Annotated in this window: 13 protein-coding genes; 5 read left to right on the forward strand and 8 right to left on the reverse strand. The window is 43.7% G+C overall.

What is annotated here, in order from left to right; genetic code table 11:
- Window positions 1-53 precede the first annotated feature (53 nt).
- Both AC1DP6_RS20350 and AC1DP6_RS20355 read left to right on the forward strand, forming a co-directional pair.
- The gene (locus AC1DP6_RS20350) at window positions 54-428 is read left to right on the forward strand and encodes a winged helix-turn-helix transcriptional regulator (protein WP_477056468.1); all 375 of its coding nucleotides are present in this window, start codon (window positions 54-56) and stop codon (window positions 426-428) included.
- A 51-nt stretch (window positions 429-479) separates the two neighbouring features.
- A complete protein-coding gene (locus tag AC1DP6_RS20355) occupies window positions 480-944 on the forward strand; it encodes a pyrophosphohydrolase domain-containing protein (protein ID WP_477056469.1) in 465 nt (154 codons plus the stop codon).
- A gap of 90 nt (window positions 945-1,034) precedes the next feature.
- Here AC1DP6_RS20355 and AC1DP6_RS20360 read toward each other — a convergent pair whose 3' ends face one another.
- Entirely contained in the window at window positions 1,035-1,826 is a 792-nt protein-coding gene (locus AC1DP6_RS20360) for a carbon-nitrogen hydrolase family protein (RefSeq protein ID WP_477056470.1), read from the reverse strand.
- 345 nt (window positions 1,827-2,171) lie between these two features.
- Here AC1DP6_RS20360 and AC1DP6_RS20365 point away from each other — a divergent pair, with 345 nt between their 5' ends.
- A complete protein-coding gene (locus tag AC1DP6_RS20365) occupies window positions 2,172-2,363 on the forward strand; it encodes a hypothetical protein (RefSeq protein ID WP_477056471.1) in 192 nt (63 codons plus the stop codon).
- A 49-nt stretch (window positions 2,364-2,412) separates the two neighbouring features.
- Here the strand turns inward: AC1DP6_RS20365 and AC1DP6_RS20370 are convergent, their stop codons facing one another.
- From AC1DP6_RS20370 to AC1DP6_RS20390, 5 genes are read right to left on the reverse strand one after another with little or no spacing between them, the layout of a single operon-like run.
- Complete coding sequence (locus tag AC1DP6_RS20370) at window positions 2,413-2,811, reverse strand: hypothetical protein (RefSeq protein ID WP_477056472.1); 399 nt, start codon at window positions 2,809-2,811, stop codon at window positions 2,413-2,415.
- Window positions 2,795-3,544 (reverse strand): methyltransferase, encoded by a 750-nt coding sequence (locus AC1DP6_RS20375; RefSeq protein WP_477056473.1) that lies wholly within the window; start codon window positions 3,542-3,544, stop codon window positions 2,795-2,797. The genes AC1DP6_RS20370 and AC1DP6_RS20375 overlap by 17 nt, the downstream gene beginning before the upstream one ends.
- Window positions 3,532-4,272 (reverse strand): DUF2071 domain-containing protein, encoded by a 741-nt coding sequence (locus AC1DP6_RS20380; RefSeq protein WP_477056474.1) that lies wholly within the window; start codon window positions 4,270-4,272, stop codon window positions 3,532-3,534. The genes AC1DP6_RS20375 and AC1DP6_RS20380 overlap by 13 nt, the downstream gene beginning before the upstream one ends.
- Window positions 4,272-4,655: a DoxX-like family protein gene (locus tag AC1DP6_RS20385; protein ID WP_477056475.1), complete on the reverse strand. Its 384-nt coding sequence runs from the start codon at window positions 4,653-4,655 to the stop codon at window positions 4,272-4,274. Before AC1DP6_RS20385 ends, AC1DP6_RS20380 begins: the two co-directional genes overlap by 1 nt.
- 25 nt (window positions 4,656-4,680) lie before the next feature.
- Window positions 4,681-6,174, reverse strand: coding sequence for a glycoside hydrolase family 32 protein (locus AC1DP6_RS20390; protein WP_477056476.1), 1,494 nt, complete (start codon window positions 6,172-6,174; stop codon window positions 4,681-4,683).
- A gap of 195 nt (window positions 6,175-6,369) precedes the next feature.
- Here AC1DP6_RS20390 and AC1DP6_RS20395 point away from each other — a divergent pair, with 195 nt between their 5' ends.
- Window positions 6,370-8,751: an ABC transporter permease gene (locus AC1DP6_RS20395; RefSeq protein WP_477056477.1), complete on the forward strand. Its 2,382-nt coding sequence runs from the start codon at window positions 6,370-6,372 to the stop codon at window positions 8,749-8,751.
- A 2-nt stretch (window positions 8,752-8,753) separates the two neighbouring features.
- Here AC1DP6_RS20395 and AC1DP6_RS20400 read toward each other — a convergent pair whose 3' ends face one another.
- Window positions 8,754-9,365: a DedA family protein gene (locus AC1DP6_RS20400; RefSeq protein ID WP_477056478.1), complete on the reverse strand. Its 612-nt coding sequence runs from the start codon at window positions 9,363-9,365 to the stop codon at window positions 8,754-8,756.
- Between the two features lie 239 nt (window positions 9,366-9,604).
- Window positions 9,605-10,453, reverse strand: coding sequence for a metallophosphoesterase (locus AC1DP6_RS20405; RefSeq protein WP_477056479.1), 849 nt, complete (start codon window positions 10,451-10,453; stop codon window positions 9,605-9,607).
- Between the two features lie 164 nt (window positions 10,454-10,617).
- Here AC1DP6_RS20405 and AC1DP6_RS20410 point away from each other — a divergent pair.
- On the forward strand, window positions 10,618-11,144 hold a 527-nt coding region (locus AC1DP6_RS20410; protein WP_477056480.1), incomplete at its 3' end, for a phage tail protein.

An 11,144-nucleotide genomic window follows, 5' to 3' on the forward strand; every position in this document is an offset into this window, starting at 1 on the left:
TGCTTCCGCATCATGCGCAATAACTGTCAATTCTGACAGTCCAAAAAAACATTATGATTATTAAAGGAAAAAACGTTGGTTTTAAACTTCATGGGAAAACCTATCACTGTGCAATGGATATTACGATGGATTATATCGGTGGAAAATGGAAAAGTGTTATCCTATGGTATCTGCGAAAAGAAACTATGCGTTTTTCGGAACTACGGCAACATATACCGGATATCACAGAGAAAATGTTAAGCCTCCAGTTAAAAGCACTAGAAGCGGATGGGCTGATCCAAAGAACATCATTCGGGGCCAAGCCACCTCTCCGGGTAGAATATGCGCTGACCCCATTCGGGGAAACCCTGACTGGTCCGCTTGAAGCTATTGCCAGATGGGGACGGCAGCTCGGAGAAAATGAGGGCACAATTGAGGAAATGGAATAGCCTGGTGCACCAGCAGAAAAAAACTATATTTAAAGGTTTAAAACTCTTTTTATGGAAGATATTAAGGCATTAAGCCAGGTGGCAGAATTTCACACCACATTTAAACACCCGATCCAGCAGACCCCAATTATTCCGGCAGCACAACGCTGTGAATTAAGAGTGTCGCTCCTCCAGGAAGAATTAAATGAATTGAAACAGGCAATTGCCGACAAAAATATAGTGGAAATTGCCGATGCTTTATGCGATCTCCAATATGTCCTATCTGGTGCTATACTGGAGTTTGGTCTTGGTGAAAAGTTCCGCGAACTTTTTGACGAAGTACACAGATCTAATATGAGCAAGGCTTGTAAAACAGTAGAAGAAGCAGAGAAAACAGTGGAACATTATAAAGCAACTGAAAACGTAGACTGCTATTTTAAGGAGATCGATAATTTGTACCTGGTATACCGGAAAAACGATAATAAAACACTGAAGTCCATCAACTATTCAGCCGCGCAATTAGCCGCCATCCTTTAGTAAGCAGCGCTTCTACAGGCATGTTTCAAATTAATGACCGGAAACATTCCTGTAGAAGCACTCTGCAACAACACATCAGTCGCTGCCAGGTTACTTATACAATTCGGCCTTAAATCTTTTGGCCAATAAACCTGTAGCCACAGCAGGATCAATATCTGCTATTACAACACCCGGGGTTCCATAAGTGCCATGAATCAAACAGGTACCATCAGGAGCTATTAACGAGCTGGCTGCTTCCGGATACCGGGAGGCGTAATTGGAACTGGCGAAGTAGATGGTATTCTCCATTGCTCTCATCATCATTGCTTTTTCATAATAAGGATTGTCCTTATGGCCCCATTCTGTGAGCACGGCCCCACTGCTGTTGCTTCCAACAAAATGTGGATGAAATACAATTTTGGCATCCTGCCGGGCCGCCCATCTTACTGATTCCGGGTACCGGAATCCTTCATGGCAGATGGTAATACCGAACTTCACCCCCTTTATTTCAAAAATGCTGCGTTGAGTACCAGCCACCCAAATATTATCTTCCGTTGGGTCCAGTTGATTTTTTGTCTGGTAGCCCAATATCTCTCCTTTATCTGATATCACATAGGCAACATTTAAAAGTCCGGTGGGATGATTCCAGTCCATGGGCAGGATTATGGCGATTCTATTTTCAACAGCCATTTTGCAGGCAGCATCTAATGCCGATTGCAACTGCTCTTCTGTACGCTCTTCCGGCCCCGCTCCCATTCCCGGATAACCAGGAATATATGATTCCGGGAAACAGATGATTTCCGCATTTTCTTTGACTGCCGCTTTTATCAATTTTTCCATCCAGAATAAGCCATCATTAATGGATGCCGGAAATGGAGGGGAGGCTAAGGCTATTTTTATCATAAAATAAAAATTATGTTCTGCAAAGAAGGAGTGAGTAAACCAGCCACGAAATTATACAAACATTCAACAAAATAAAACCGATAAGAAAAGAGATGCCTCTCTTGATTAACATCTTATTATTATCTAATACCTCCCTATTATCTTTCTTTTTTCCTCTTAATTAAGCCTGTTTGCGCAAAAATTAGGTCTCCCGTTAAGGCCCCGGATTTAATTTTAGCCTTTATAGTTCATTGTCAACATGATAATAACTAACGATGAAAATTGATCAGGTATTTAATTCCACGGTAAAGGCGTTATGCTACCAGCAAGTCTCCTTTAGGACCRTGGACCTCGCAGGGCATATACATGGATCCTACTGACAGCTATACCAATCACGGGTCTATTGTAGAATACAAAGGACAGTGGTATTCTTTTTATCATAACAGTTCCATATCACATGAAGACTGGCTGAGATCTATTTGTGTGGATAAGTTATATTATAATGAAGATGGTACCATAAAGAAGGTGATCCCAACTACCAGTACTCCGCAAAAATAATGAGCTACAGCAGTTTTCCGGCAGATATCAATGGCCGGAAAACTGCTGATCATTGAATACCAGCTACCAGGAAGAATACCACGCTGAAATATCCCCAGAGAAAAGAAAACAACACGTGGACGATGGTTTCAAAACGCTTCCCTCTCCATAGCATGGGAGAATACACAAAAAACTGGAACAGCAGGCGGATGGCCCAGAAGATAAAACATCCCAGAGCAAGCAGATGGCCCAGCCTTGTTTGCAATATATCTTCCGCCGCATAGATACAGCATAACCCCATCAACAAAACAATCAGCGCGATAAAAAAAGTATGCACATACATGATTTGTCTGCTTAAAAGACTCACCGCTGCAAATTCCTTCTTCCAGTTAAAATAGCCCGGAAAGAAAATATGTATGATAGATAATAGCACGAGGATATACCCCGTGATCTTAAGATGTAATTCCATTTTTTTCAAGAATAAAAGCCGACAGGAAAGGAGTAATCTTCATTTCTTTTCCGATTGTAAGTTGTGCTGCTGCAAAGGTGCGCTTCCATGTACTGCCGGAAAAAAAATGCAGGAAACCTATATTATATGCTATAAAATTACGGGTGTCTCTCAGGTGTTCCAGTACTATAATCTTCCCATTCTCCTGCAAACTATGATGCAGTTGCTCAAAGAACCGACACCTCTCTTCCTCCTTCCTGATTTCATGGGCAGCCAGGAAAAGAAAGATGACATGCGCTGATGCAAATGGCAGCGGAACAGCGGTTGTATTGATGACCTGCGTTCCAGGGTAAGGCGCATACACTTTTCTTGCACGCTCAATAGAAATTTCTGTATGCTTCAACGGATCGTAAAAATCAAATACCTGTAGCTCCGCTCCCGGATACTTTTGTTGCAGGAGATGACTTGTTTCGTCAAAACCTGCATGGATGTTAATGATCCRATGCCCTGTAGAAATTGAAAGTTCATCTAACCAGCGCAGGCGATATAACCCGCTACCATCGTAAATATACCAGGATACCCCTAAAGATAGTATGGTACTGAGGGTGATGAGTACCAGCAGTATCCGCACGGGCATCAACTCCCAGAAAAATAATCCGGCCACGATGAACAATATTGACAACAAATAGAAATGCCAGTTAAAGCGTATAATATTTATCAGGCCCTGACAGGCTGTTCGTTCTACTCTTTCCATATATCCATCCTGCCTTTTTTCCAGTAATAAGGAATTTGTTGAATCAGAAATGCATTAGCCAACACCGCCTCTTCCCATGCCGGGATTTTCAGAAAGTCCACTTCTGATGTGAGGACCTCCACAGGTCGGGGTGTCCAGTTTTCTCTGACACCTTCAATGATGAGTACTTTATTGGACGTATTATTACAGCTGAATGTAAAGGGCAATGGGCCTGCAAATCGCCTTGCTTCTTTCCAGTTGTTAAATGGAGAACTGGCAGGAAGTCCTGCATCCAGGTTACCCAAATGCACGGTAATATCTACACCCGATTTCCGCGACTGCACCCGAACGGTATCTTCTTCTTTTTTTATATCAATATCTGTAGTGGTGTAATTATAGTGTGTAAACAGGTTACCCAAAAACTCCATCTTCTTTTTATCTGTTTCTGATTTCAGGATATATAAACCGCGTAACTTTCTACCCCGGCTGGTAGTATAACGTACAAATGCCCGGTAGCCGGTGAGCACAAAATCATGTCCCATAAAAACAGGGAATCCTTTAGGTCTTAATTGTTTTGTTTTCACTACCGCCACCGCTATAAAAGCCCATTTATCCTGAAAGAGATCCAGTTCCAGTTTTGCCGGCACCATCGGTCGTAAAGCGGCTACAGGAACCGCGTAGGTCAATACCAGCGAGCTGTCGAAAAATGCCTCTACCGCAAAAGGATGATTTTTAAGAAAGGAGAGCATCAGTAACTGAATTTTGAGCGATGAAGGCGATACTGATTCCAATAGATGAGGAAGATAAAAAGAGCGGCTATTATAATATTTATTCTTCCGAAGAGTAAGAGGTCAGGTACAGCGATGAATTCAATGATGTTCATAGTGGCCACCAGTATTATCTGTGCGAGGGCACACCACCTCGGTTTTATGGAGGAGAGTATCCATACCGCCATTAATATTTCCAGGAAACCAATGGTGCGAGTAAACAACTGTGCATACGCCCCGCCCAGGATCCTGGCCACAATCAATTGATGCCTGGGTACCAGGTTACATACCTTGCATAATAATCCATTCACTATCCAAACTGTGGCAATGGCGATGTTGATATATTTATAAAGTCGAGGTTGCATTTATTTCGTTTGTCCGTAATAGTTATTATTTACCAAGATCCCATACTTTCAATGTATTCAATGTTACGTACCCGTTTTCGGCAAAGGCCGCAAACCCTGTGGCTTCCCTGTCAGGGAATATCAGCGTAGTGATTACTTTTTCACCGTTATTCACAAACACTTCTACCGAAGATTTATCTAATAATACCTGTAACCGGATCTGATGATTTACCGGTGATACGGAAACCCGTTGTACTTCCTTACCATCAATAATACAGAGTTCATTGCGTTGTATGTTATAACCTATCACCACTTGCCGGCCGTTTTTGTGTTGTGCTATTTTCAATCCAAAATCCGTGGCGGTGCCTGGCGTGAAGGTAGCATCTATCCAGTTGCTGTTGGTATTAAAACGTTGTGCGTTGTTCAGCGGCAGGTCTTTGCTATCCAATGTTAAGGCTTTCTGCGTCCACTTTTTAGCCGCAGGCAATTGCTCCAGGCAGGTATTCAATATGGCAGCCGGCTGCTGAAATAAGCGTATACCCGCCGCCGTTGTTTTCAGAGACAAGTCACGTGGAATGGACATTTGTCCGCGCCACGGGCTGGTAGCTGTTTCAAACGGCATAAGCCAGCCTATCATGGTTTGGCGGTTATCCGGCAGATGGTTATAAGGAATAGCGGCATAGAAAGTTTTGCCATCATCTACGAACAACTGTGTTGTTGCGGCGTTATTGTTCGTGAATTTTTTTCCATCAAAGTCACCGATAAAATATTGCATGCCGGTGGCTGCGTCCTGATTTCCGGAAGATACCATGAGCAGCCATTTTTTCTTTGCCGGATTTCCATCTACATATAGCGGGGTTAAAGACGGGCATTCCCAGATTTTACGGGTATCTCCCTGGTTACCAAATTCACTGATCAGCTCCCAGTCTTTCAGGTTCCCGGAACTATAGAACTGTACCTTATGTTCCGCAGGTACTGCCACTGTCATGAGCCATTTGTGTTGTTCTTCCAGCCAGATCACCGAGGGATCGCGGAAATCTTTCTGATGGATATCTACTACCGGGTTATGAGCATAGTTCGTATAGGTAAGTCCACCATCATTACTATACGCAATAAATTGCGACTCTTTTTGTTGTTTGGGTTGATCAGCCGTATAGATAGCAACAACAGGGCCTTTGCCATTTTTGCCCAAACCGCTGCTGTTATGTTCATCCCATACTGCAGAACCAGAGAATATCCAGGTGGTGGTATCTGTTGTTGCTGTTTCCGGAATGGCTACCGGCAGATGTTGCCAGTGCAGCAAATCTTTGCTGATGGCGTGGCCCCAGCTCATGTGTCCCCATTTATTTTCGAATGGATTGTGCTGATAATAGAGGTGATAAATTCCATTAAGATAGATCAGGCCATTAGGATCGTTCAACCAGTTTTGCGGAGCTGTGAAGTGATACACAGGCCGCCATTGCGGCGTAGGCTGATCCTGCGCGTGCAAAGTGAATGGAAGTATGATGGTGGTCAGTATGTAAAATAGTTGTCGCTTCATAGCAAGATGATATGGATAAATATAATGCTTACTACTTACATTCCATACTGCTTCTCCCCTTTTCACTACCGAACACCTTTTGTACTAAAAGCGAACAAAATAACTAATTGTATAATATATAATTACTGGAAATAAAGCCGTTGTAAAAGTGGTACATTATTTTGTGACCTATTTATCATCATTATCTTTCACTGTATGCTCAAGAATTATTTCCGGATCGCATGGCGCAACTTAAACCGAAACAAAGGGTTTGCCATTATCAATATTCTGGGGTTGTCCATCGGAATGGCGGTGGTTATCTTAATTGGTTTGTGGATAAAGGATGAAGTATCCTATAATAAATCTTTTAAAAACTATGACCGCATTACACAAGTCATGCATCATTGGGATAATGTAGCCTATCATAAAATTTCTACGGAAAGGGTGATGCCTATTCCTGTAGCAACGGAATTGCGCTCGAAGTACGGTTCTTATTTTAAGTATATCGCCTTACAGCGACCCAGCGGGGATCACATACTTTCTTATGAAGGCAAAAAAATGAATGAAAAGGGTTTGTTTGCAGAGCCTGAATTAACGGATATGTTATCTCCTAAAATGATAGCAGGTACGTTGCATGGGTTAAATGATCCTTCGGCTATCATGATCAGTGCAGTATTTGCCAAAGCCATGTTTGGGGATACAGACCCGATCAATAAAACGATCAGCATAGATAACAAAAGTGTGCTGAAGGTGACGGGGGTATTTGAAGACTTTCCCCGGAATACCAGTTTTTATGGCACCCGTTTCATGATTCCCTGGGCTTATTATGTTGCCAGTCAGGCGTGGGTGAAAAGATCCTATGATCAATGGAACAATAATTCATTTTTCATTTATGCGCAACTGGCGGATCATGCAGCCATCACCAATACTGCAGCAGCTATCCGGGATGTACTCAAAGGGAAACCTGGCAGAAATGATCATGCAGAAGTATTTTTACAGCCAATGAGCCAATGGCATTTATATGGTGAATTCAGTAATGGCAAAAATGCAGGTGGTGGTATCCGGTATGTGTGGATCTTTGGTACTATCGGTTTGTTTGTACTCATCCTGGCCTGTATTAATTTCATGAACCTGAACACGGCACGCTCGCAGAAGCGGGCCAGAGAAGTAGGTGTGCGCAAGGTGATGGGCTCAGTGCGGCATCAATTGATTTTCCAGTTCCTGGGAGAAGCCCTGATCATAGCCGGGATGGCTATGTTACTGGCTATCTTGCTGGTGTTGGTAGCATTGCCATGGTTTAATTCCCTGGCCGATAAATCCATTGTATTTCCCTGGAGTATGCTATCATTCTGGGCGGGCATCACGGGCCTTACGTTGTTAACGGGTCTGTTAGCCGGCAGCTATCCAGCTTTTTACCTGTCTTCCCTTCAAACGTTGAAAGTGTTGAAAGGCACTTTCAAAACCGGGCCTTTGGCGGTGCTATCCAGGAAAGTATTAGTGGTATTGCAGTTTACAGTTTCTGTAGCGCTCATCATAGGTACCATCATCATTTTTAAACAAATTGAGCATGCACGTAACCGACCTTTAGGCTATGACCGGAACGGGTTGATTAATATCTCCATGACTACTCCGGAGCTGCATGGGAAGTATGATGTGCTGCGCGATGAACTCATCAACTCCGGCGCTGCAGCAAATATGGCGGAAGCATCCAATCCCGCTACAGATATTTATGCTCATCTTACGGGGTTCGATTGGCCGGGAAAAGATCCTGCTGTAAATCCCACTTTTGCGGTGTCCTGGATAACACATGATTTCGGCAAAACGGTAGACTGGCAGTTTACGGCAGGTCGTGATTTTTCGAGGAATTTCGCTACAGACACTTTTGGACTGATATTAAATGAAAGTGCAGTAGCCTATATGGGATTAAAGCATCCGGTGGGCGAAACAATTAAATTCGATGATACAAATTTCCATATCATAGGTGTGATAAAAAATGTGATCATGGAATCTCCGTTTGCCAAAGCTGCTCCTGCCGTCTTTATGATGGATTATGGAAATGTCAGCGAGATCACCATCCGGATTAATCCGACAGTTCCAGTACCTGCTGCCCTGGCTAAGATAGAAAAGATATTCCAGCGATATGCTCCTGCTGCGCCATTCGATTTTCGTTTTGCAGATGCAGACTATGCCGGCAAATTTGCGAGTGAAGACCGTGTCAGTCAATTGTCCGCCTGCTTTGCTTTATTCGCCATCTTTATTAGTTGTCTGGGTATTTTCGGATTGGCAGCTTTTACTGCCGAACAACGGATCAAAGAGATAGGGGTACGAAAAGTAATGGGCGCTTCTGTTGTTAGTCTTTGGGGGCTTTTATCGAAAGAATTTTTGTTGCTCACCCTGATGTCATTTGCGATTGCGATGCCGGTAGCCTGGTGGTTCATGCACCAATGGCTGCAGCGTTATGACTACCGCATAGATATTTCCCTATGGATATTTGTAATAACAGCATTGGCAACGTTACTGATCACTTTAGGCACGGTTAGTTTTCAGGCAATAAAAGCAGCGATAACGAATCCTATCAACAGCTTACGGACGGAATAAAATTATTCTGCCTTTTCGTTACCGCCTTTCCGGAATTCCCGGACAATACGTATCACCACAGGAACCGTTACAACTACAACAATAACAGTGATGAAGTACTTTAGATATGGTTGTAAGAAGGGCATACTGCCGATGAGATAACCGGCCAGTACAAAACTACATGCATAGCCCACTGAACCTATCGTTACATATAAAAGAAAGCGGCGGAAATCCAACCGGATCATGCCGGCTACAATAGGCGCAAAAGTGCGGATCAGCGGAAGAAATACGCCTGCTGATAACGCTACTGCACCATGCTTATTATAAAAATGTTCTGCCGACACCAGGTACTGTCGCCGAAAGAACCGGGAATCTTTCCGGTTTGCTAACAAGGGACCTGTTTTTTTGCCAAACCAATAACCGGTGATGTTGCCTGCAATAGCTGCTACGGCTGACAATGCGCAAACCAGCAGTACATTGTAATGCAAACTTCCGGTGGCAATTAATACGCCGGCCGTAAACATAAAGCCGCCGCTTGGGAGGAAGAAACAAAAAAACAATCCGGTTTGTCCATATACCGCGAGGAACAAAAACAATAAGCCTCCGTAGCTAAGGAACGATGCAGCATCCGACATTCGTAGTAAGTATTAAGGATCAGTACAAAATAGTTTGTTATTCAGGTATCCACTATATCGCTCAGCGTGTCAAAAAATTTGCAGCGGGTAGGCTGTGGGTCTGTAACATATTTACCACGTAAATTTAAGAGAAGCATTTCAATTTCCGTGTGCTTTTCCGGTATCTGTCATAAAACAAAAAAGCCTTTACATCCGAATGTGTAAAGGCTGAAGTATTTTTTAGCGACTCGCGGAAGTGCTTATGCCGTCACATATCCTGGCTGCACACCGCATCCCTGCTGATTTTCATCAAACATCATTTTCATTTTTCCGGTCATCATTCCATTCCATCCTGCGTGGCTAAGATATACTTCGTGTCCGAGGGTGTTTCTTAGCACGGCAGCAGATCTCAGCATTTTCCGCTGATGACCTCCAATAACATAGTCGATATGTGCACTATCCGTGGCCATATTGCAGTTGTCTGCGATGGCGTCTGGTTGTTGAAATCCAAGATGAGAAAGGCAGATCACCACATGACAGCCATGTTCTTTTTTGAGGTTTGCCGCAACAGCATCTGCCGTTGCTACAGGCGGCAAATAAGTCACACCGCTATCGGCCGGTAGTTGCGGTCCCACCCCTGTGATACCGACCTTTAACGTGCCCGCATATACGATTTTATGACGTACAACCTGGCGTGCCAGTGATTTATCTGAGAATTGGTAATTGCAGTTGACCAATGCAAACTGCATTTGCGGTATCAATGCTGCCAGTGCAGCCTGTCCGTTTGCCAGTTCCCGATTACCAATGGTGGCAGCGTGATAGCCTGCTTTATTCATGGCACGGACCATTTCCATATGTGCCTCCACGTTAATACCGTCATCAATGAAGTCACCTGCATCCAGTAGCAGTCCCTGATCACCTGCAGTACGGTGATGTACAAATCGTCCGTGCAGGTCGTTGGTGTGCCATATCATTATTTCACGGTTGTTGCCAGGAATATAAATGGCGTTCTCTGTAGGCCTGGACAGGGATTTTAAAGACTTTGGTATTAATAGCAAGCCTGTTAGCAGCGATGTATTTCGCAGAAAATTGCGGCGTTCCTGGTTCATAATGTATGGGGATCTGGAAAAAGTAGGGTAAAGATATATACTTCCATTTGATTTCCTATTACACGAAATAAGTATTGCTTTAAAAAAAAATATGATCTACTTTTACGGCAGTTTTTCATAGCGGTCCAATTGATTTATCCCCATCACAATAAGTACCTATACAGATGCCAGCCTTTAATAGCTTTTTATCTCAAATAAGTTTAGTCGCCTTTGACTTCGCGCCGAAAGATTATGCGCTGTGTAACGGACAATTCCTGCCGATTAACAGGAATCAGGCCCTATTTGCGCTACTAGGAACTACCTATGGAGGGAACGGCGAAACTACCTTTGCATTGCCTGATTTACGGGGACGTGCTCCCATGCATAGCGGCAATGGATATGTACGGGGACAGGTTACAGGCAACATTAATGAAACGCTTAATGCAGGTAATATAGCCGGTCATGGGCACAACATTAATGCTACACTCAAATTAAAAACGGGGGGTACAGCAGATACCACCTCACCCGCCAATGCCTTTCTGGCAACAGCTCCAGCTGCCAACCCGAGGTATGGCAATCAGGCAGATGAGCAGATGGCAACGGTGGCAGCACACGAACTGGCAAAAGATCCTGTTAATGCCCCACTGAAGACAGAGCCTTTCACATCCTCCAATCAGCCCTTTAATAATATGATGCCCTACCTGGTACTCAA

The organism is Chitinophaga sp. 01L420, assembly GCF_056399985.1.

What these genes read in the sequence shown, in the direction of transcription:
- AC1DP6_RS20350 (WP_477056468.1), top strand. Translation starts at nt 54, where the DNA reads ATGATTATTAAAGGAAAAAACGTTGGTTTTAAACTTCATGGGAAAACC.
- AC1DP6_RS20355 (WP_477056469.1), top strand. Translation starts at nt 480, where the DNA reads ATGGAAGATATTAAGGCATTAAGCCAGGTGGCAGAATTTCACACCACA.
- AC1DP6_RS20360 (WP_477056470.1), bottom strand. Translation starts at nt 1,826, where the DNA reads ATGATAAAAATAGCCTTAGCCTCCCCTCCATTTCCGGCATCCATTAAT.
- AC1DP6_RS20365 (WP_477056471.1), top strand. Translation starts at nt 2,172, where the DNA reads ATGGATCCTACTGACAGCTATACCAATCACGGGTCTATTGTAGAATAC.
- AC1DP6_RS20370 (WP_477056472.1), bottom strand. Translation starts at nt 2,811, where the DNA reads ATGGAATTACATCTTAAGATCACGGGGTATATCCTCGTGCTATTATCT.
- AC1DP6_RS20380 (WP_477056474.1), bottom strand. Translation starts at nt 4,272, where the DNA reads ATGCTCTCCTTTCTTAAAAATCATCCTTTTGCGGTAGAGGCATTTTTC.
- AC1DP6_RS20385 (WP_477056475.1), bottom strand. Translation starts at nt 4,655, where the DNA reads ATGCAACCTCGACTTTATAAATATATCAACATCGCCATTGCCACAGTT.
- AC1DP6_RS20390 (WP_477056476.1), bottom strand. Translation starts at nt 6,174, where the DNA reads ATGAAGCGACAACTATTTTACATACTGACCACCATCATACTTCCATTC.
- AC1DP6_RS20395 (WP_477056477.1), top strand. Translation starts at nt 6,370, where the DNA reads ATGCTCAAGAATTATTTCCGGATCGCATGGCGCAACTTAAACCGAAAC.
- AC1DP6_RS20400 (WP_477056478.1), bottom strand. Translation starts at nt 9,365, where the DNA reads ATGTCGGATGCTGCATCGTTCCTTAGCTACGGAGGCTTATTGTTTTTG.
- AC1DP6_RS20405 (WP_477056479.1), bottom strand. Translation starts at nt 10,453, where the DNA reads ATGAACCAGGAACGCCGCAATTTTCTGCGAAATACATCGCTGCTAACA.